Below are 21,340 nucleotides of genomic sequence, written 5' to 3' on the forward strand. Positions count from 1 at the left end.
CCCAGTCCCGAGCCCTGCTCACTCAATCCACTCCCCCGTCGTGAAGAACGTCTCCAGTGTCGCTTCGGCGCGGGTCAGATCCAGACCGGCACCGGCAACCCAGTCGTCGTTGTAGTACGTGCCGGAATACCGGTCCCCACCGTCGCACAGCAGGGTCACGACACTGCCCGGCGTCCCTTCCCGCCGCATCTCGGCGACCAGACGCAGGGCGCCCCAGAGGTTGGTGCCGGTCGATCCACCCACCCGCCAGCCCAGAACATCGCTGGCGCGCCGGGCGGTGGCAATGCTCGCCTCATCGGGCACCGACACCATCCGGTCGATCACCTGTGAGACGAACGACGGTTCGACCCGCGGACGACCGATCCCTTCGATGCGTGAGCCCGGCACCGGTCCGGCCAGGGCGTCCGGATTACCGTCGCGATAGGCGGGGTAGAACGCCGAGTTCTCGGGGTCGACGACACACAGCCACGTGTGGTGCCGCCGGTACCTGATGAAGCGGCCGATGGTGGCCGAGGTCCCGCCGGTTCCGGCTCCCACGACCACCCAGGTCGGCACGGGGAACTCTTCCTGCGACAGCTGGCTGAAGATCGATTCGGCGATGTTGTTGTTGCCTCGCCAGTCGGTGGCGCGTTCGGCCATCGTGAACTGGTCGATGAAATGACCGTTGGTCTGATCGGCCAGCTGCTGCGCGGCGTCGTACACCTCGTCGGACCGCTCCACGAAATGGCACAGTCCACCCTGCCGCTCGATCAGCCCGATCTTGGCCGGCGATGTCGTCGCGGGCATCACCGCGATGAACGGGACACCGATCAGCTGCGCGAAGTAGGCCTCGGACACCGCCGTCGACCCCGACGAGGCCTCGATGACCGTGGTCCCCTCGGTGATCCAGCCGTTGCAGAGCGCATAGAGAAACAACGACCGTGCCAGACGATGCTTGAGCGAACCCGTGATGTGGGTGCTCTCGTCTTTCAGATAGAGCGAGATCCCGGTGGCACCGGCGCCGGTGCCCCACCGGGACCAGGCCGGCAGCGGAAATCTCAACAGATGGGTATCGGCACTCCGGGTCGCATCGGCGTCGATCAGCCGGATCGCGTTGTCGACCCACCGCCGATCACCCCGTCTGTCGACCTCACGCGTCCACTGCGCCCCGCCGCCACCGTTCACCATGATCTTTTAGGTGTCAGATCCGTTTTCACCACGCAGCCGCGACGTCAGGTTCTCGCGCTGCGCCTTGCGGCCGGCGTCGACCGTCGCGATCCCGACGTTGACGCGGTCGCGCAGACCCTTGAACAGCAGCATTCCCAACGGCAGCGCGATGATCACCGCAAAGAACGCGGCGACCAGGATCGGGACGTCGATCCCCACGGCCTGGCCGATCAGGTAGATCCCGGCGGCCAGCGCGATGACGAGGGCGATCCGGGCACCGGTGAAGAGCACCAGGTCGATCGCCAATCGCCGTCCCGCACCGGGCGTCGGTTCCACGGCGGGAGGGGTGCGGTCCTTCTTTGCAGAGGACCGATTGTTTCCAGAGGGCTCATTCGTGCTCACGCCCTAGACCTTACTGCGCAAAGAGCAGGGCTGACACGTGCACCTTTGCAATCGCATTACCAACACTTAACTATTCGAATACTTGGGCATTTCGGTGTAACCATGGTGTTCGTAGGCTCCTCCAGAGACATGTGGGAGACCTGCACACAATCCGTGCCACAGCTCCACCCTGAGTCGCGGCATGCGGTTGACGGCCCACTCGATAGGAGCAGCCATGACGTTTGCAGGCCCACTCGGACAACACACACCCAGCCCAGCTCTGAACAACCCCGGCCCGGTTCTCTCACCCCAGGCCGCCAGCCAGCACACGCTGACTCCGGGCCAGGTGGCCGCGATGTTCAACGTCAACCCCAAGACCGTCGCCCGTTGGGCCAGTTCGGGGCTACTGGGGGCGATCCGTACACCCGGTGGCCACCGGCGGTTTCGGGAAGAAGACGTGGTCGAACTTCTCAATCGGCGTACCCCCGCGACCGGTAGCTGACCAACGGACCGATTCCGACAGATCCCCAGGCCCCCACCCGGACGGTCTGGGGATTTTCGATCTGCTGTTCGGCGCAGCCGGCACCGCCCGCTGACGCCTCCAGTAGCCTGGCGTCAACGGCTTTGATTCTTGGAGGTGCCGAAATGATCTACCTACTTGCCATCATCGGCTTGCTGGCACTGACCTACCTCGCCTGGCGCGCCTTCGGCCCGGACGCAGCCGGCGCAGAATCCAGCGGGCCACCGGTTCCACGGCGGCAGATGAAGCGCGGACCGGTCGGCCCGGACGACGATCTCGATTTCCTGAACGACCTGGAGCGCAAGGCCCGCGACAAGAACCCGAAGTTCAAGTCCGACGGTGACGAACGACCCAACCCCACCGATTGACGCCGGCGATCCCGGCTGGGGTTCAAGAAACACTGAACAACTGTCCAAGTTTTTTTGGCCTATTGTCCAAGAATTAAAATCCAATTGCGCTTTCGCATTTGCCGGACTAAGTCCGAAATTAACGTGCGCAAATTGCCGGAAGTCGCCCGCTACTCGGTACCCCTTTTGCGAACTTTAAAGGTAGAGTCACGCTCTAGTTCGACCGCTTCACACTGCTGCGGTCCAATCAGAGGTCTGGGAGTTAGATAAGTGGCTGCTGTACACGATGGAAAAACATTCGCCGACCACCTGAACGAATTGTTCAGCACTGTGCGCGACGAGAATGGAATCCCCTACACGGGCAAGAAGATTGCCCTCAAGGCCAACCAACTCGGCTACACCTTGAGCGACGCGTATATCTCCCAGTTGCGGACCGGCAAGGCCAAAACTCCGTCGTTTCGAACCGTCGAGGCAATTTCCCGGGCATTCGAAATCAGCGTCACGTATTTCTTGACGGACCCGGATGAAGATCTCAAACGTGTCGAACAGCAACGTGAATATGTGCAGATGGCCGCCGAGACCGGAGCGCACCTGGCGGCCTTCCGTCACGAGGCCATCTCCACCGACACGATCGATGTCGTGATCGAACTCCTGAAGGTCGTCAAGAAGCAGCAGAACGACCGCGTGAGCTGACCTACGTCGGAGAAGCCCTTGATCTGCCCCGTCGTCGGCGCCGATGTGTGCGCGCCGATGACACACCCCTGATACGCCAAAAGGCGCCCGGACCCGAAGGTCAGGGCGCCTTTTGGCGTGGTGTCAGAGCCCGGCGTAGGAGTGCAGGCCCGAGACCACCAAGTTGATGATGAACAGGTTGAACAGCATTGCCACGAAACCGGCGATGTTGATCCAGGCCGCCGCCGTGTTCCGCCAACCGGCGGTGGCGCGGGCATGTAGGTACGCCGCGTAGATCACCCAGGCGATGAACGAGACGGTCTCCTTGGGGTCCCATCCCCAGAACCGGCCCCAGGCGGCTTCGGCCCAGATCGCGCCACAGATGACGCCGAGGCCGAACAGTGGGAATGCGAACACAACCGTCTTGTAGGCGAGCCGATCCAGCGTCTGGGCCGACGGCACACGTTGCAGAATCCGACCCCAGAACCGGTCGCTCGGTTCGGGATACTTCAGCTTCAGCAGGTACAGGATGCTCGCGACACCCGAGACCAGGAAGACGCCGGATCCGAGTGCGACGATCGAGACGTGGACGGCCAGCCAGTACGACTTGAGCGCCGGGACCACGGGTGCGGCGTTGGTGTAGAGATACGTGCCTGCGACGAACAGCAGGATGACGACCGGCAGCAACACGAATCCGAGCAGCGGACGGTACTCACGCTTACGCAGCACCACCAGCGCCGCGACCATGCCGGTGGCGCAGGTGATGGAGACGAACTCGTACATGTTGCCCCAGGGCGCCCGGCCGGTCGCGACGCCGCGCAACACGATCGAGGCGATCTGCAGCGCGGTCGCCAGGAGGACCACGCCGTAGGCCATCTTGGCCAGCCGGTCCCCCAGCGGTGCCTTCTCTGTGGTCTGGAGCTTGCCGGGCGTACGCACATCGTCGGCGCCGACCAGCGGCGAACCACCCGACACCCCCGCGGCGACGAGCTCGTTCGACTTCTCGACGGTCTTGTTCTTGGTGGCCAGCGAAGCCAGGAACATGACCATCGCCAGGACGTACACGGTCAGCGCCGTGCCATACGTCAGGTCGGAAAACCGAGAAAGTGTCTCATCGACGTTCATCAGTCACCTTTTCCCAGCATTCATTTTTTGCGTCCACCTTGTTCTCTGCCACCAGGCTTGTTCTTGTTCGCATCGGGGTCGATGCCCAACAGATCGGCGACCATGTCGGAAAAGCCCTCGCCCCAACCAGCCTGATCCGTGCGCGCCAGACCGGCCATTTCTACTACAGAGCGTCGCACATCCGCCGTAGAGGTGCCATCACCCGGCGGCCCGGTCAAGGGTGTGATCCGCGCCCACACCCGGCGCCGCTTGATCAGCAGGGAGACCAGCAGGCCGACGAGCATCGCGATGGCGGAGACCAGCACCCAATTCTGGGCGGGATCGTGTGAGACCTGCAACGAGACCCAGCGCTGGAAACCTTCGAACTGCACGGTCGTGCCGTCCTGCAGCGTCGTCGATTCGCCCATGTTGAGGTTGACCCGTTCCTGCTTGAGCAGACGTCCCTGGTTGATCAGGTTCACATCGAGGGTGAAGACGTTCTGTGGTCGTCCGGTGTCGAGCCCGGTGTCGCCCTTGTAGATGTCGATGGCGACCGCGGGAGCCTCCGGCAGCGGGAAGCTCGAGGTCATCAGGCCGCCGTGGAAGGTGGCCGTCGGCGCGAACAGTCCTTCGATCGCGATCTGGTTCTTCCGACGCTCGTCCTCGTTGGGGTAGAGCCCGGCCGGGGTGTCGAAGCGGGCCACGCCACTCGACATCATCGTCTGCAGCTCGTCCGGCCGGAACGGAACCGTCTGTGTGCGGGTCTCACCACCGGGGAACGTGACCGTGAAAGTGGGGGCGAAACCATTGCCGAGCAGATAGATCCGGTCGCCCGCGATCCGCAGCGGATGGTTGACCCTGACCTCGCTGGATTTCCACTGGTCGCTGTCGATGTCACTGCCGACCTGGTACTTGAGGTCGGCGCTGTACATCTCGGGTTGCCCGCTCGGCAAGAAGTCCGCGTCGAACGATTCCACCTGCAGGCAGAACTCGTTGAGGTTGGTGCCGTCGACCATGTTGCCCGCGCGGAAGGAGTCGTAGACCGCGGTCGAGGTGTTGCAGAGACCTTCCTGGCCGTCGGCGACCAGGATGCGGGTGCCCTCGTAACCGAACATCTTGCCCGCCGCGATCGCGACCAGCAGTGCCAGCAGCGCGAAGTGGAACAGGAGGTTGCCGCCTTCGCGCAGGTATCCCTTCTCGGCCGAGACCTCGACGACGGTCACCACCGACCCGTCGGCTTCTTTGCGCTCGACGGTGCGGGTGGTCTTGCGCCATCCGCGCAGACCGGAGTTGATCTTCGACGCGAGCGCGTCGGGAGTGCCGTCGACCTCATGGCTCTCGTGCCGGGGCAACCGGCCGAGGTTGCGTGGGGCCGGGACCGGACGGGCCCGCAGCGCCTTGGCGTGTTCGATCATGCGAGGCGTCAGACAGCCGACGAGCGAGATGAACAGCAGCACGTAGATGGCGGTGAACCAGATGCTCGAGAAGACCTCGTACATCTGGATCTTGTCGAAGAACTCACCGATGAAGCCGTGATCGGCGATGTACTCCTCGGTCTTGAACTCATTCAGCGACCGCTGCGGCAGGAGCGCTCCGGGTACCGCGGCCAGGGCCAGCAGGAAGAGCAAGGCCAGGGCGGTCCGCATCGAGGTCAGCGAACGCCAGGTGTTCCGCGCCGGCCACAGCAGGTAGCGCTTGAGCGGGCCGGCCTTCGGTACGGGCGGCGGGGTTCGGGTCTCGGTGGCGGTCATATCGGGAGCACCGTGTCGGAGACGAACATGTCCCGAACCCAAACGATGAATTGATCCCACAGTCCGGTCACCAGCGCCACGCCCACGACAACCAGTAGTACACCTCCGAAGATCTGGATGGCTCGAGCGTTTGTGCGCATCCAGCCGACCGCCCGCAAAGCCCAGGCCGAACCGAAGGCCAGAAGGATGAACGGCAGGCCCAAACCGAGGCAGTAGAAGACGATGAGCGTCACACCTCGGGCTGCGGTCGCGCCCTCGGTACCGCTGGCGGTGGTGATGACCGCGGCCAGTGTCGGGCCGAGGCAGGGCGTCCAGCCGAGCGCGAAGACCGCACCCAGCAAAGGGGCTCCGACCAGGTTCGATACCAGTCGCGGATGGAACCTGGCGTCGCGCTGCAGGATGGGGATGAGTCCGATGAACACCAGACCCATGATGATCGTGATCACACCGCCGACGCGTTGCAGTAGTTCACGGTTGACCACGAAGGCGCTCGTGATCCCGAACACAGAGGCCGTGGCGAGCACGAAAACGATTGTGAATCCGAGCACAAACAGCAAAGCGGCCCCGGTGACCCGCAGTCGTCCGGCCTTCTTCGACTCCGCATCGCTCATCGCCGGGGCCTCGGCACCGACCAATCCGGCCAGGTACGACAGATAGCCCGGAACCAGGGGCACCACACAGGGCGAGGCGAACGAGACCAGCCCGGCGAGCATGCATGCCCCCAGTGCCAGCAACAGCGGACCGCTCGACACGGTGTCCGCGAAGGTGTCACCGACTCCGGCGAGGTGGCTTGAACTCTGGGCTACAAAAGTCATGCGGTATCAGATGTTTCAGCGGCGATCCGCTCGACGACAGGTTGCAGTTCGTCCGCGGTGACGGCTTTGAGGAACACCGCCGCGGCGCGATGCTGACGATCGAGCACCAGTGTGGTCGGGACCACCGAGGTCGGGGTGGTCAGCTTCGACAGGGTGCGTCCGTCGTAGTCGTAGATCGACGGGTACGTCACCGCGCGATCGACGACGAAGTCGCGGGCCGAATCCTTGCGGTCACGAAAGTCGATGCCCAAGAACGCAACACCCGAATCCTTGGTGTTCTCGTAGACCTCTTCGAGGGCGGTCGCCTCGCCGCGGCACGGGCCGCACCACGAACCCCACACGTTGATGACCACGACCTGATTCTCGAAATCGGAGAGACTGAGGGTCTTGTCGTCGGACAGCAGGTCCGGTCCGGTGAGGTTCGAGACCTTGCCACGTTCGGCCGGCGGATCGTAGAAGATCACGGTTTTGCCACCGGGAGAGACGAATTCGAAGTTCTCGCCTTGCGCCACGGCGTCGTCGCCGGTGCCGCAGCCGGCGATCACCAGCAACGTCGCGATTCCGAGGATGCACAACGTGACCAGCCGCCAACCCAGCGGCGCCAGTATGCGGGTCCTCCTACGCTCAGGGCCTGGCTCCATCACTGTGTCGCTACCTCAGGCTCCCGTGGCAAGGGGGTCAGAAGCACCGGCAGGTTCCGAATAAACGATGTCCACCAACGCATCCCCGTCGTACATCAAGCTCGTCAGCGACGCCAACGAGCACTGACGCTTCCGCGGATCGTGCCAAAGTCGTTGCCCTTCAAGGAATCTCCGCAACGTGTACACCGGTAGCTGGTGACTGACGCAGACTGCCTCATGCCCCTTGGCCTCTTCGCGGGCCTTGTTGGCGACTGCGAGCATGCGGTGCGCCAGCTGGATGTACGGCTCGCCCCAGCTCGGGGTGAACGGGTCGCGCAGTTTGATCCAGTGCCGGGGGCGCCGCAATGCGCCGTCGCCCACCGAGACCCGCAGGCCCTCGAAGGTGTTGTCGGCCTCGATGAGGCCCTCGTCGGTGATGATCTTCAGTCCGTGGGCGTCCGCGATCGGGGTCGCGGTTTCCTGCGCCCGCTGCAGCGGGGAGGCGAACACGTGGGTGATGTCGTGATCGGCCAGGGCGTCGGCGACCGTCTGCGCCTGTTTCGCGCCGAGCTCGGACAGGTGATAGCCCGGCAGTCGGCCATAGAGGATGCCGTCGGGGTTATGGACTTCCCCGTGTCGCATCATGTGCACGATTGTGCGCATCAGTTCTCCTTCAGGGCCCGGGCAGCGGCGGTCGCAGCAGCCGGGAGTGCCCCGGCTATAACACCGAAAGCATCCCCGTCCAAGGCCGCGGATACAAACCAGGCTTCGAATGCACTCGGCGGCGGGTAGACGCCGGCATCGAGCAGGGCGTGGAAGAATGGCGCAAAACGCCAGGTCTCGGTGTTTTTCACCGCCGCATAGTCGGTGATGGGGGTATCGGTATCTGCGGTGAAGAACACGCTCACGAGGTTGCCCGCGTACTGCACGCGGTGGCCCACGCCCGCAGTGTTCAGTGCATCCCCGATGAGGGTTCCGAGCTGTTTCGAGTTGGCGTCGAGCGCGGCGTAGACGGCGTCATCCGCGTGCCGCAGGGTCGCCAACCCGGCAGCGACCGCGACCGGATTTCCGGACAGGGTGCCGGCTTGGTAGACAGGACCGGCCGGGGCCAGGTACGCCATGATGTCGGCGCGTCCGCCGAATGCTGCGGCCGGGAGTCCACCGCTCATGACCTTGCCGAAGGTGTAGAGATCACCGGCAACGCCTTCGAGACCGAACCAGCCGGCCTTGCTCACCCGGAAACCGGTCATGACCTCGTCGATGATGAGAAGTGCACCATCCGCGCTGGTGACGTCCTTGAGACCCTGATTGAAGCCGTCGACCGGGGCGACCGCGCCCATGTTCCCGGCTGCGGCCTCGGTGATGATCGCAGCGATCTGCCCGGGGTATGCCGCAAATGTCTCGCGGACGGCGGCCAGGTCGTTGTACGGCAGGACGATGGTGTCCTGGGCCTGCGCGCCGGTGACACCGGGTGAGGTCGGCAGGCCCAGCGTGGCCACACCCGAACCGGCGTCGGCGAGCAAGGCGTCGACGTGGCCGTGGTAGCAGCCGGAGAACTTGATGATCTTGCTGCGACCGGTGAATCCCCGGGCCAGCCGCACCGCCGACATCGTCGCCTCGGTGCCCGAGTTCACCAGCCGGACCTGCTCTACCGGCGCCACCCGCTTGATGATCTCTTCGGCCAGCTCGATCTCGGCCTCGGTCGGCGCGCCGAACGACAGACCCGTGGTCGCGGCCTTCTGCACCGCCTCGACCACCGCCGGGTGGGCGTGGCCCAGGATCATCGGGCCCCAGCTGGAGACCAGGTCGACGTAGCTGTTGCCGTCGGCATCGGTCATCCGATAACCGGATGCGCTGGAGATGAACCGCGGGGTTCCGCCGACGGAATTGAAGGCTCGAACCGGCGAGTTCACTCCGCCTGGGATGGCACGGGATGCGCGCTCGAAGAGCTGCGCTGACTTATCGGTGGCATGCGACACGACCTCCAGTGTGGCAAACGCCGACCCGACAACCGAAAATGGCGGGCTCCGACGACTCTGACCTGCCCCTTTGCTCGCGCTGGTCTTCGCTGCCCGAACCAGGATCTTGCGAGTTCAGCGGAACCGGGCACCCAGGCCCGACGGTGCGACGTGGATCTCTGTGGTCCGGATCGAACCAGCTGCATCTGGGTCACCTCGACCCAGGGCAAGCGCGTCGGATGGCCGCCGCAATCGTGCAGAGGCGACCACGACTGCCGGCCACACCAGTTCGGCGACCACGGTCACGCGTTCGGCGAGCCCGAGCAGTGCCCCGCCCTGGGTTTCGTAGGCGGTCCAGGCAAGCAGAAGAAAGAGTGTGCCCGACGCCGCGGTCGCAGCGGGGATCCGGAGCGCGGCCGGCGCCGCCCTCGACCGGGATACCGCGAGCGCGGGCCACAGCGCCAGCAGGAATGCCGAGACGCAGGTTGCCGTGAGATGCAGGGTCGCTGTCAGCGTGATCGGAAGCGCTGCGACCGCCACACCGCTGGCACCACCGGCAACGAGAACAACACGGGCGATCGGCCGCACCATGAACAAACCCAGACCCACCGCGATCAGGCAACCAGCACTGAGCGCGATCCCGAGGGACATGACCCATTCGGCGCGGTCCGATGCAGCCAGCACGCTCAGTGTCTGACGGAGCGGGTTGTGGCCGGCCGTGGTCAGCTCATCCGCCGCGGTCGCGGTGACGAGCAACAAGACCGGGGCCGTTGCCGCCGAGACCCGCGCCCAGCGCGGCACGATCAGACCGGCTGCTTCCATGAGTGTTTCAACCACGGTCGGCGGCGGAATACTCCGTGTTCTGACATAAAAATTCTTGATCGGACAGCAATTCACGACGATCGGGCCGAACCGAGCCTGCCCGCGTCCGGCATGTCCGAAATCGGGCTGTGATGGTGTGTTCAGTGAGGTTGCGTTCAGTCTGGATCGGACAACAGGATCAGCAGCAGTTCGGCTCGCGTCCGGGCATCGGTGAGATCGATGCGTAGTAGGCGCTCGATGCGGTCGATCCGATTGCGAAGTGTGTGTCGATGAACCCCGACTGCCAGGGCCGCCGGATCCCACTGACCGTTGGCCTGCAGGTAGGCCTGCAAGGTTTCGACAAGATCGCTCCCCTGCTCGCGGTCCTGGTCGACCAGCGGACCGAGCCGCGAGACCCGGGCCCCGCTCAGTGCCTTCCGGACCGGATCGAGCGCCAGCAGCGACCGTTGCGCCAAGAGATCGACCACTTCACCCTCCGCCGCCACATCGGCGGCCAGCCTGGCATGGCGGGCGGACTCGGCGATCCCATCAACGGCCACAACCGAACCCAATCCACCGCGACAGCCACCGATCCCGACGACGCCGAGGACGGATTCCGCAACGCGCCGCTGGTCTTCCCCACGCAGCAGTACCACGATCTCCTGTCCCAGGTGGTGCACGAACACCGGTCGCCACCGCGATCGAAGTTCGACGGCCGCCGCGATCGCTGCCTGCTGCGCCGCCGCAACACTGCTGAATGTCGCGGTGGCAACGCGGACCCGGCCGTCCCGATCAGCCGCCCGCAGCACGATGTTGCGTGCGGCCGCCGGTGGCGGACCGGCCACCGCCATCATCAGGGCATCAGCATGCAAGGCTTGTTGATCACGCTGCACCTGAAGGGGTTTGGCGTGCTCCAGACCGAGCAGCGAGGTCGCATGCCCCAGTAGGACCCGCTCGAGGTCGCCCAGCGGTGACGCACTGAGCACTGCGAGGTAACCGAATACGCTGCCGCCGACGCTGATCCGCTGGATCGTGACCGTGTGCTCTTCGGTCATCGTGACACCACTGGCCGCATTGGGATCACGCGTGACCTCACCGCGCACCATCTCGATCTGTTCGGCACCGACAACAGCGGGCCGTGAACTCACCAGTTCGCGTTCATGATCGAGCAACACGACAACGGCATCGATCGCCTCCCCCAACTCGCGGACGACCGCGGGCATCCCACCGGATATCACTGCCCTCGTGATCCGCGGTTGGGTATGGGACGCGCGAACGAATTGGTCGTATCGCTGTTCGGCGATCCGATCGAGCACCGCCCGGGCGATCGCCGAGAACGGCACCGGCAGCGGCACCTCCACCAGTGGGATGCCACAATCGTCGGCCGCCTCGACGAGATCCCGGGGGACGGCGTCGAAACCGAAGCCCACACCGAACCCGACGCCGGCGATACCGGCCTCACCGAGTCCGCGCAGATAGTCGAGACGTCCCTCCCGCGACTCCGGCAGTCGTAGTCCGGTGGTGAGTAGCAGTTCGCCCCCGGCCAGCCATTCCTGTGGCGCCGGGAGTTCCGACGGCAACGCGCAATCGATGTCCCGGTCGATCCCGGCGCGGCCACCGAGCAACGTCAGGCCGAGGTCGCGCTGGGCGAGCAGCCAACGAACCGTTGTGCTCACTGCCGCTACCCCCTGAGTTCACCTGCTACGGAATGACCCAGACCTGGGATGACCTTCAGTCGATTGTACAGAGTGGCAGGCTGGTGACCAGGTGTTGGACAAACTGTCAGGATCCGGTTTGCGGCCCCGCGGCGAAGACTGGGTGACGGTAGGAGTTTCCATCCACCCGCAACCGAAAGTGACCTGGTGTCATGGCACACGAGCCCCTGAAGAACTACATCAACGGCGTCTTCGTCGCCTCGGATTCGACCGCGACCATCGATCTGATCAATCCCACCGATGAGTCCGTGGTCGGTGTGTCGCCGATCTCGACCCGATCCGACATCGATGCCGCGATGGCCGCCGCCGCACGGGCCTTCAAATCGTGGGGCAAGACCACCCCCAAGGTCCGCCAGAAGGCGCTCCTGGCACTGGCAGACGCCATCGAGGCGAACTCGGATGCACTCGTGGCCGCGCAGGCCCGCAACACCGGACAGCCCGACGAACAGATCGCCGACGAAGAAGTCACCGTCGGTGCCGATCAGATCCGGTTCTTCGCCGGTGCCGCACGACTCCTCGAAGGCAAATCCGCGGGCGAATACATGGATGGCTTCACCTCGTACGTGCGTCGCGAGCCGGTCGGGGTGATCGCACAGGTCACGCCGTGGAACTACCCACTGATGATGGCGCTGTGGAAGATCGGGCCCGCGATCGCCGCCGGCAACACCGTGGTCCTCAAACCGTCCGACACCACTCCCGAATCCACGCTGGTCCTCGCCGAGATCTCCAAGGGCATCCTGCCCGACGGTGTGTTGAACGTGATCCTCGGTGACGGCGCCACCGGCGCCGAGATCGTCGGACACCAGACTCCGAGCATGGTCTCGATCACCGGTTCGGTACGGGCCGGGATCGCGGTCGCGGTCTCTGCGGCGCAGAACCTCAAACGAGCCCACCTCGAACTCGGCGGAAAAGCCCCGGCGGTGGTCTTCGCAGACGCAGATCTGGACAAGGCCGTCGACGGTATCGGTGAAGCGTCGTTCTTCAACGCAGGCCAGGACTGCACGGCGGTCACCCGCATCCTGGTCCACTCGTCGATCCACGACAAGTTCGTCGATGCCCTCGTCGACAAGGCCAACGGCACAACGGTTCCCCCACTCAACAACATCAACCACTTCACGAAGGTGACGTCGATCCTCGATTCGGTGCCACCGCACGCCACGGTGGCCACCGGCGGTAAACGGAAGGGCGACAAAGGCTTCTACGTCGAACCCACGGTGATCACCGGTGTGGAACAGACGGACTCCCTCGTCCAGGAGGAGACGTTCGGACCGGTGGTGACGGTGCAGGCCTTCGACTCCGAAGAACAGGCCCTCGAAATGTCCAATGACGTGAGCTACGGCCTGGCCTCCAGCGTGTGGACAACCGACAACGCCACCGTCGGCCGAATGAGCGCCGGACTCGACTTCGGTTGCGTCTGGGTCAACTGCCACATCCCGCTCGTCGCAGAGATGCCGCACGGCGGATTCAAGAGTTCCGGTTACGGCAAAGATCTCTCCAGCTACGGGGTCGAGGACTACACCCGCATCAAGCACGTCATGAGTTCGGTGGAATGAGGATGACATCAGTGAGCGTCAACTACCGCCTGCCCCAGGAACGCAACATCGTCACCTCGATACCCGGTCCGAAATCCGCCGCACTGCAAGGCCGCCGGGCGATGGCGGTGGCCGGTGGCGTGGGTTCGACCGTGCCGGTGTACGCCGCCGATGCCGACGGCGGGGTGATCGTCGACATCGACGGCAACTCGTTCATCGACTTCGGCTCCGGCATCGCCGTGACAACGGTCGGTGCCAGCAACTCTGCGGTCTCCGCCGCCGTCGCCGAACAGGCCGGACACTTCACGCACACCTGCTTCATGATCACTCCGTACGAGGGATACGTCGCGGTGGCCGAACGCCTCAATCATCTGACGCCGGGGGATCACCAAAAGCGCACGGTGCTCTTCAATTCCGGCGCTGAGGCCGTCGAGAACGCAATCAAGGTGGCACGGTTGGCAACCGGTCGCGATGCCGTGGTCGCATTCGACCATGCCTACCACGGTCGCACCAGCCTGACGATGGGCTTGACCGCCAAGACCATGCCCTACAAACACGGTTTCGGCCCGTTCCCGCCGGAGATCTACCGAGTGCCGACGTCGTATCCGTACCGCGACGAACTCGACGGACCGACCGCGGCCGCGCGGTCGATCTCGCAGATGGAGAGCCAGATCGGGGCCGATCAGATCGCCGCGATCATCATCGAACCCGTGATGGGCGAGGGCGGATTCATCGTCCCCGCAACGGGTTTCCTTCCCGCGATCGCGGACTGGGCCAGGGCGAACGGAATCGTATTCATCGCCGATGAAGTGCAGAGCGGATTCGCCCGGACCGGCGCCTGGTTCGCCAGCGAGCACGAAGGGCTTGTCCCCGATCTGGTCACGATGGCCAAGGGCATCGCCGGCGGTATGCCGCTGTCTGCGTTGACCGGTCGCGCCGATCTGCTCGACGCCGTGCATGTCGGTGGTCTCGGCGGCACATACGGCGGTAATCCGGTGGCCTGCGCAGCGGCGCTCGCGGCCCTCGACGTGATGTCCGATCTGGATCTGCCCGGCCGAGCACGCGACATCGAAGCCATTGCCGGAAGCCGTTTGCAGGCAATGGCATCGGTGACCGAAGAAATCGGAGAGGTCCGCGGACGCGGTGCGATGCTGGCCATCGAACTCGTCCACCGCGACGGCAAGAAACCGAATCCGCACCTGGCCAAAGATCTGGTGGCCGCCTGCCTGGCCAAGGGGGTGGTGGTGCTCTCGTGTGGCACCTACGGCAACGTGATCCGACTTCTCCCGCCACTGGTGATCGGTGACGAACTCCTGCACGACGGCCTCGATGTCATCGAGGATGCGTTGAACGAACTCACCGGCCCCTAGGAGCAGTGCGTGCCCACGACATCAGCGCTCCATCCGCTCGATCCCCTACGCGAAGACGAGTTCCGGGCCACCGCAGCCCTGTTGCAACGTGATCAGGGTGTCGGCGATGGCTGGCGGTTCACCTCCATCGAACTCCTCGAACCCGGCAAGGCCGAACTCGCCGACCACGCCGTCGGTGGCCCGGTCCCCGCACGTAAGGCCCTCGTCACCTGCCTGGACAGCGGCCGCAACACCACCTACAAGGCGGTGGTCTCGCTGACCGACGACACCGTCGAATCGTTCACCCACATCCCAGGTGTGCAGCCGAACTTCACCGTCGACGAGTTCGAGGAATGTGATGAGGTTCTACGCAGGCATCCCGATGTGATCGCGGCACTGGCCGGTCGCGGCATCACCGACCTCGACCTGGTCTTCATGGACACCTGGACCTACGGCGACGCGGTGGCGCCCGAGAAGTATCGGGACCGGCGGATCGGATGGTCGGACACCTGGGTCAAAGGCGAACCCGGCGCCAACCCATATGCGCATCCGGTCAGCGGGCTGCACTGTGTCATCGACCTCAACACGATGGAACTGCTCGAGATCGAGGACACCGGCGCCGTGGATCCGCCCGAGGTCATGGGTGAATACGTCCCGGCCCGGATCCCGGAGCGCATCCGGGCCAAGTCAACTCGGGAACCACTCAAACCGCTGGAGATCACCCAGCCCGAGGGACCGTCGTTCACCCTCGACGGGAACCTGCTGACCTGGCAGAACTGGTCTCTACGAGTCGGTTTCAACCATCGCGAGGGCATGACGCTGCACACGATCAGTTACAACGATTGTGGTCGCGAGCGGTCGGTGGCACATCGACTGTCGTTCGCCGAGATGATGGTCCCCTACCGGGACCCGTCCGAAGACCACTACCGTAGAACAGCATTCGACATCGGCGAGTGGGGCCTGGGGTTCATGACCACATCGCTCGAACTCGGCTGCGACTGCCTCGGTGAGATCCGCTACCTCGACGCGGTCCTGCACAACAGCAAGGGCGAGCCGTACACCATCAAGAACGCCATCTGCATCCACGAAGAAGACAACGCCGTGCTGTGGAAGCACGTCGACCACGACGCCGGGGCAGAGGTCCGACGGATGCGCCGGCTCACCGTCTCGTTCCATGTCACGGTGGCGAACTACGAATACCTCGTCTACTGGCGCTTTTACCAGGACGGCAACATCGAATGCGAGGTCCGCGCCACCGGGATCATGGTGACCACACCGATCGCGCCCGGCGCCGCCCACCCCAACGGCACTCTCGTGGACGATCGGACCTACGCGCCATTCCACCAACATTTCCTCACCGCCAGGCTCGACCTCGACGTCGACGGCACCGAGAACACCGTCTATGCCAGCGAAACCGAGATCGAACCCATGGGTCCCGGCAATCCGTACGGCCTGTCCTTGGTGCAACGCAACACCCCATTGCGCACCGAACAGGAGGGCAAACAGGACATGAACTGGGCGACGCAGCGCGCCTGGAAGGTGGTGAACACCAACACCACCAACGGTTTGGGAACCCATCCGTCGTACAAGCTCGTTCCCGGCGATGCCATCCCGGCCATGTTCGATCCCGCCTCCCCGATCTTCGGGCGCGCACAGGTCATCGGACACACCGTGTGGGTGACGCCCAACCATCCCGACGAGCGTTGGCCGGCAGGCGAGTTCGTGAACCAGTCCGCCACCGACACCGGACTCGGTGAATGGACCAAGGCCAACCGCAGCATCGACAACACCGACGTGGTCCTCTGGTACACCTTCGGTATCCACCACATCACCCGGCCAGAAGACTGGCCCATCATGCCGGTCGACACGGTGTCGTTCTGGCTCAAACCCTTTGGCTTCTTCGACCGCAACCCGTCACTGGACGTCCAACCAAGCCCGAGCTCGCACTGCTCAACCGAAACCACAGGAGGCAACTGCCATGACTGAGAACACCACCGATCCGATCGCCGATTACCGGGACCTGCTGGACACCGTTCCGGCCGGCCTGTGGATCAACGGCAAGTCCGTCGACTCGGCCAACAATGAAACCTTCCCGGTCTACGACCCGGCCACCGGGACTTCGCTGCTGCAGATCGCCGACGCCACCCCGCAGGACGCCAAAACCGCTTTGGAGAGCGCACTCTCGGTCGCTGACGAGTGGGCAGGCACCGCGCCGCGGGTCCGCTCGGAGATCCTGCGATCGACCTTCGAGTTGATCCGCGAGAACGCCGACGACATGGCGATGATCATGACACTGGAAATGGGCAAGGCGCTCCCCGACTCGAAGGCCGAGATCAACTACGGTGGTGAGTTCCTGCGTTGGTTCGCCGAAGAAGCGGTCCGGATCGCCGGACGATTCACCCAGTCGCCCGCCGGTACCGGCAACATCCTGGTCAAGCACGCGCCCGTCGGCGTTGCCCTGGCGATCACACCGTGGAACTTCCCGCTGGCCATGGGAACCCGCAAGATCGGTCCCGCGCTCGCCGCCGGCTGCACGATGCTGGTCAAACCGGCAAAAGAAACCCCGCTCACGATGTTGTACCTCGCGAAGCTTCTGAGCGAGGCCGGATTGCCCGACGGCGTCCTCGCGGTGCTGCCGACCAGCAAGGCAACCGATGTCACCGAACCCCTGATCGCCGACCCACGGGTCCGCAAGATCAGCTTCACCGGGTCGACCGAGGTGGGCCGCACACTACTCGGCGATGCCGCCGCGAACGTACAACGGACCTCCATGGAACTCGGCGGCAACGCACCGTTCCTGGTCTTCTCCGATGCCAACCTCGAACTTGCGATCGAGGGTGCTTTTGCGGCCAAGACCCGCAACGGCGGAGAGGCCTGCACCGCGGCCAATCGCTTTCTGGTTCACGAAGACATCGCCGAAGAGTTCACCTCGGCCCTGGCGGACAAGATGAAGGCCCTGGTGCTCGGACCGGGTTACGACCCGAAGACCACCCTGGGCCCGATGGTCAACCGCAAACAACAGGAGTCCATCGCCGCGGCCGTATCCGACGCGGTGGCCGGCGGAGCGCGCGTACGTCTCGGCGCCGACCCCTTCGATGACGCCGGATGCTTCTACCCGGCCACCGTGCTGGACCAGGTCGCCGCCGATGCCGAGATCGTCAGGAATGAGATCTTCGGTCCCGTCGCCGTGATCAGCACCTTCTCCACCGAGCAGCAGGCAATAGATGCCGCGAACTCCACTGAATACGGCTTGGCCGCATACCTTTACACGACCGACCTCGACCGGGCGCTGCGTGTCGCCGACAAGATCGAATCAGGCATGGTCGGCATCAACCGGGGCGTCATCTCCGATGTCGCCGCGCCGTTCGGTGGCGTCAAGCAGTCCGGGATAGGTCGTGAAGGCGGCTCCGAGGGCATCTACGAGTACCTGACCACGAAATACATCGCGCTGACCTAGCCCTTGGACGAGGAACCAAGCGGTGCACGCGCCCGTCTGACCGAACTATTTCGTCATGCTATCGAAAGATGTTGAGACTGAATATGATTGGTCAGGTTTACCCCTTGCGAACATGCGTTCGAATAGGTACAGTGGAGTCAATCGACCACACGCATCATGTATCTGACGCCTTCCCCGCAGAGACACTCCGGTCGACGTTCCCGGTTCGTGTTCCCGTTGGAAGGTGCTGTGCCATGCGACTACTCGAGATGGTCGACGATCTGGTTGACCTGCCGATACCCGACGACGCGGATGTCGTGCTGGGGGTGGTGAAAGATCTGATCACGCTGCGCAACGCCACGGAGCATCAACTTGCAGTGTGTGCGGTGGTAATCGACGAGTCGGGGATCGCCCGTAAGTCCGGGTCGACGACATCAAAGTTGCTGCAGGCCAACGGTGCAGCACCAGCATCGGCGTACCGGTGGCTGCGGATCGGGCCGGGTTTGGCGGGTCTGGATCGCACGGCCGGGTATTCGAAGGATGGGTTTCTGTCTTCTGAGCATGTGGACGCGGTGGTCAAGGGTGTCGCGCATGTTGTCGGGCGGTCCGAGGATCCGGTCACCGCCGAGCAGCAGGTTGAGTTCGAGCGGAAACTGTTGAACCAGGCCATCTCCGGAGCGCCACCTGCAGAGATCAGCGCCGCAGCCCGAGCGCTGGGCAACGAGGTCGCCAAGGACTCCGGTGGTCCGCCGCCGGCAGAAGACCGGTCGCTGAACAGCCTCGAATACAAAGTCCGCGAAGGCCGCTGTGTCGGCACGTTCGATGTGGATGCGGTCATCGGAGAGAAGTTGCACTCGGCGTTGGATCGCTGGTCCCGGGCACGTCCCGAACCCGATGGTTCGGATGATCCGCGGTCCCCAACCCAACGCCGCGCGGACGCACTGCACCAACTGCTCGATTGCGGTGGTGGTGGGCAAACGTTGATGTCGGCGCCGCGCACCGAGGTGATGGTGACCGTGCCCGCAGATCATCCCGAGGCCGCGACCCTGCCCTGGATGGGTCCGGTCACCGAGGCGACTGCTGCTGCGTTGGCCTGTGATTCGTCGATCACCTCCGTCACCCTTGATGGTCAAGAAGTCCCGGTTGATCTGAGTCCACCGAAACGTTTGTTCACCGGTCTGGTGCGTAAGGCGATCATCATCCGCGACGTCTGCTGTGTGAAGTGCGGTGGGCATGCCAGCTGGTCGGATTGTCACCACATCGTGCACTTCGTGGACGGCGGTCTGACCACGTTGGAGAACGGATGCCTGCTCTGCCGCACCTGCCATATGGCGGTTCATAACACCGGCTGGGACGTGATCATGGGCTCCGATGGACATCCTTGGCTGATCCCGCCGGCCGACATCGACCCGCAACGAAAACCTCTACCGGCCTACAACCGACGCACCCTGACCCTGGCCGCCTGACCCGTCGCCGCCTGATCAGACCTCACCGACTTCCCTTCGCGCACCCGATCTCACCGTCGGGACCGCGCATGAAAATTGACAACTCCACAGTGTGAAAGTGCGTGATGCTGCCGCCCGCGAAAGCCCGTTCAAGCAGGACCGACGGGCTCCGGCGGCAGCATCACGGCAACCGGCCTGCCGTTCAGTGGCCGATTCGGACAATTCGACCACCGAATCGGCGATCCCAACCGACGAAATGTCAGTTGCAGCATGGTGCTGCGCAGGAGATTGTTGCGCAATGACATCCACGACGCCCCGCGCCACTCCGGAACCGGAGACTGCATCGGGCACCTACGGCGACAAAGTTCTCGCAGTGGAGCCGGGTGGTAACGAGTTCATTCCGCTCGATGCACGCCACGGTAAGCCCCGCGGCCTGTTCTGGACCTGGACTGCCCCCAACCTCGAATTCGCCACGATCTTCCTTGGCATCCTCGCAGTCCTCTACTTCGGCCTGACCTTCTGGCAGGCCGTCGCCGCGATGGCCCTGGGCAATCTGCTCGGTGCCGCTGCCCACTTCCTGTTGTCCGCGCGCGGCCCGCTTCACGGTGTGCCACAGATGGTGCTCGGCCGCTTGGGTTTCGGGTACCGAGGCAACATCGTCCCGGCGACCTTCATGGCCGTGATGTGTGGTGTCGGGTGGTTTGCGACCAACAGCGTCAGCGGCGCGCTGGCCCTCAACACGCTCATCGGTGTGCCGTCCGCGATCGCGCTGCTCATCGTCGTGGTCTTGCAGACGGGCTTTGCGTTCTTCGGGCACAACCTGGTTCAGAGCTTCGAACGGGCCGCCGCACCGGTCCTCGCGATCATCTTCGTGATCGCCGGCATCTTCATCTTCAGCGAAGCAGACCTTTCGATGCCGTCGTTGGGCGAAAGTGGCGGCACACTCGGCGGATTCCTGCTGACGGTCGGTGCAGCCTTCGGGTACACCGCCGGTTGGACGCCCTACGCCGCCGACTTCACCCGCTACCTCCCGAGGGATGTCTCCAAGCTCCAGACCGGGTTCTTCGCATCCAGTGGCCTGTTCATCTCCACCACCGTTCTGATGGCGATCGGCGCGGCATCGGTCACGATCGGCTTCGACCCCGACTTGAACTACACCGACGCATTCACCTCGTCGATGCCTTCCGTCGTCGCCAACCTCACCTTGCTTGCGATTGCCATCGGCGCCGTGGCGGCCAACGCGATCAACCTCTACTCCGGCGCCATGGCCTTTGTGACAATGGGATTCAAGTTCTCCGTCGGAATCCAGCGGGCCCTGGTCACCGCAGTCTTCGGTGTGGTCGGATTCCTGGTGGCCTGGTGGGCCCTGGCCGACGCAGCCGCGAACTATGAGACCTTCCTACTGATCGTGGCCTATTGGATCGGACCGTGGTTGGGCATCATGTTCGCCGACCAACTGCTGCGCCGGAACCGGCCGATCGCCGAATTCCTGTACAACCCCAAGTACTCCAACTGGGGCGGACTCATCTCGTTCCTGGTCGGGCTGGTGGTCTCCGTACTGCTGTTCGGCAATCAGGAACGCTGGGTCGGCTATGTCGCCGAAACGGTGCCCGAGCTGGGCGACATCGCCTTCTTCGTCGGGTTCGTCATCGCTTTCGTCGGCTACCTCCTGTTGTGCGGCAAGAAGATCAACAAGGACTACCGGTCGGTCTGATCAACCATCCGTTGATCTGCGGCCGATGACCCGA

19 protein-coding genes are annotated in these 21,340 nt (G+C 64.1%); 9 read left to right on the plus strand and 10 right to left on the minus strand.

The window, feature by feature from the left end; all coding sequences use genetic code 11:
• Positions 1-18 precede the first annotated feature (18 nt).
• Positions 19-1,167, minus strand: coding sequence for an L-cysteine desulfhydrase Cds1 (gene cds1, locus AC51GT_RS13230; RefSeq protein ID WP_496329049.1), 1,149 nt, complete (start codon positions 1,165-1,167; stop codon positions 19-21).
• A 6-nt stretch (positions 1,168-1,173) separates the two neighbouring features.
• Positions 1,174-1,548, minus strand: a complete 375-nt coding sequence (locus tag AC51GT_RS13235) for a DUF4229 domain-containing protein (protein ID WP_496323020.1) — start codon at positions 1,546-1,548, stop codon at positions 1,174-1,176.
• A 214-nt stretch (positions 1,549-1,762) separates the two neighbouring features.
• On the opposite strand from AC51GT_RS13235, the gene AC51GT_RS13240 reads away from it, so the two are divergent.
• The 3 genes from AC51GT_RS13240 (at position 1,763) to AC51GT_RS13250 (ending at position 3,087) form a co-directional block, all read left to right on the plus strand.
• Positions 1,763-2,029 carry a BldC family transcriptional regulator gene (locus AC51GT_RS13240; RefSeq protein ID WP_496323019.1) on the plus strand — a complete coding sequence of 89 codons (267 nt, stop codon included), beginning with the start codon at positions 1,763-1,765 and terminating at the stop codon, positions 2,027-2,029.
• A gap of 143 nt (positions 2,030-2,172) precedes the next feature.
• Entirely contained in the window at positions 2,173-2,415 is a 243-nt protein-coding gene (locus AC51GT_RS13245) for a hypothetical protein (RefSeq protein ID WP_496323018.1), read from the plus strand.
• 249 nt (positions 2,416-2,664) lie between these two features.
• Positions 2,665-3,087, plus strand: a complete 423-nt coding sequence (locus tag AC51GT_RS13250; RefSeq protein ID WP_496323017.1) for a helix-turn-helix domain-containing protein — start codon at positions 2,665-2,667, stop codon at positions 3,085-3,087.
• A gap of 123 nt (positions 3,088-3,210) precedes the next feature.
• On the opposite strand, the gene ccsB is transcribed toward AC51GT_RS13250, so the two are convergent.
• The 8 genes from ccsB to AC51GT_RS13290 all read right to left on the minus strand — a co-directional run bounded on the left by ccsB (position 3,211) and on the right by AC51GT_RS13290 (position 11,791).
• Positions 3,211-4,191 (minus strand): c-type cytochrome biogenesis protein CcsB, encoded by a 981-nt coding sequence (ccsB, locus tag AC51GT_RS13255; RefSeq protein ID WP_496323016.1) that lies wholly within the window; start codon positions 4,189-4,191, stop codon positions 3,211-3,213.
• Positions 4,192-4,211: 20 nt separating this feature from the next.
• Entirely contained in the window at positions 4,212-5,921 is a 1,710-nt protein-coding gene (gene resB, locus AC51GT_RS13260; RefSeq protein WP_496329050.1) for a cytochrome c biogenesis protein ResB, read from the minus strand.
• A complete protein-coding gene (locus AC51GT_RS13265) occupies positions 5,918-6,736 on the minus strand; it encodes a cytochrome c biogenesis CcdA family protein (protein WP_496329051.1) in 819 nt (272 codons plus the stop codon). Before AC51GT_RS13265 ends, resB begins: the two co-directional genes overlap by 4 nt.
• Positions 6,733-7,377 (minus strand): TlpA family protein disulfide reductase, encoded by a 645-nt coding sequence (locus AC51GT_RS13270; protein WP_496323013.1) that lies wholly within the window; start codon positions 7,375-7,377, stop codon positions 6,733-6,735. The genes AC51GT_RS13265 and AC51GT_RS13270 overlap by 4 nt, the downstream gene beginning before the upstream one ends.
• Before the next feature lie 15 nt (positions 7,378-7,392).
• Positions 7,393-8,019, minus strand: a complete 627-nt coding sequence (locus tag AC51GT_RS13275; RefSeq protein ID WP_496323012.1) for a histidine phosphatase family protein — start codon at positions 8,017-8,019, stop codon at positions 7,393-7,395.
• Entirely contained in the window at positions 8,019-9,335 is a 1,317-nt protein-coding gene (hemL, locus tag AC51GT_RS13280) for a glutamate-1-semialdehyde 2,1-aminomutase (protein ID WP_496329052.1), read from the minus strand. Before hemL ends, AC51GT_RS13275 begins: the two co-directional genes overlap by 1 nt.
• Before the next feature lie 114 nt (positions 9,336-9,449).
• A complete protein-coding gene (locus tag AC51GT_RS13285; protein WP_496329053.1) occupies positions 9,450-10,151 on the minus strand; it encodes a DUF998 domain-containing protein in 702 nt (233 codons plus the stop codon).
• A gap of 140 nt (positions 10,152-10,291) precedes the next feature.
• The gene (locus AC51GT_RS13290; protein ID WP_496329054.1) at positions 10,292-11,791 is read right to left on the minus strand and encodes a PucR family transcriptional regulator; all 1,500 of its coding nucleotides are present in this window, start codon (positions 11,789-11,791) and stop codon (positions 10,292-10,294) included.
• Positions 11,792-11,982: 191 nt separating this feature from the next.
• Here AC51GT_RS13290 and AC51GT_RS13295 point away from each other — a divergent pair, with 191 nt between their 5' ends.
• From AC51GT_RS13295 to AC51GT_RS13320, 6 genes are all read left to right on the plus strand, one after another.
• A complete protein-coding gene (locus tag AC51GT_RS13295; protein ID WP_496329055.1) occupies positions 11,983-13,383 on the plus strand; it encodes an aminobutyraldehyde dehydrogenase in 1,401 nt (466 codons plus the stop codon).
• A gap of 2 nt (positions 13,384-13,385) precedes the next feature.
• The gene (gene gabT / locus AC51GT_RS13300) at positions 13,386-14,732 is read left to right on the plus strand and encodes a 4-aminobutyrate--2-oxoglutarate transaminase (protein ID WP_496329056.1); all 1,347 of its coding nucleotides are present in this window, start codon (positions 13,386-13,388) and stop codon (positions 14,730-14,732) included.
• Positions 14,733-14,741: 9 nt separating this feature from the next.
• Positions 14,742-16,697 carry a primary-amine oxidase gene (locus tag AC51GT_RS13305; protein WP_496329057.1) on the plus strand — a complete coding sequence of 652 codons (1,956 nt, stop codon included), beginning with the start codon at positions 14,742-14,744 and terminating at the stop codon, positions 16,695-16,697.
• Complete coding sequence (locus AC51GT_RS13310) at positions 16,690-18,168, plus strand: NAD-dependent succinate-semialdehyde dehydrogenase (RefSeq protein WP_496329058.1); 1,479 nt, start codon at positions 16,690-16,692, stop codon at positions 18,166-18,168. Before AC51GT_RS13305 ends, AC51GT_RS13310 begins: the two co-directional genes overlap by 8 nt.
• A gap of 233 nt (positions 18,169-18,401) precedes the next feature.
• Positions 18,402-19,613 (plus strand): HNH endonuclease, encoded by a 1,212-nt coding sequence (locus tag AC51GT_RS13315; protein WP_496329059.1) that lies wholly within the window; start codon positions 18,402-18,404, stop codon positions 19,611-19,613.
• Positions 19,614-19,890: 277 nt separating this feature from the next.
• On the plus strand, positions 19,891-21,306 hold the full coding sequence (locus AC51GT_RS13320; protein WP_496323003.1) for a purine-cytosine permease family protein: 1,416 nt from the start codon (positions 19,891-19,893) through the stop codon (positions 21,304-21,306).
• Positions 21,307-21,340 lie beyond the last annotated feature (34 nt).

The organism is Williamsia sp. z34, from assembly GCF_059553395.1.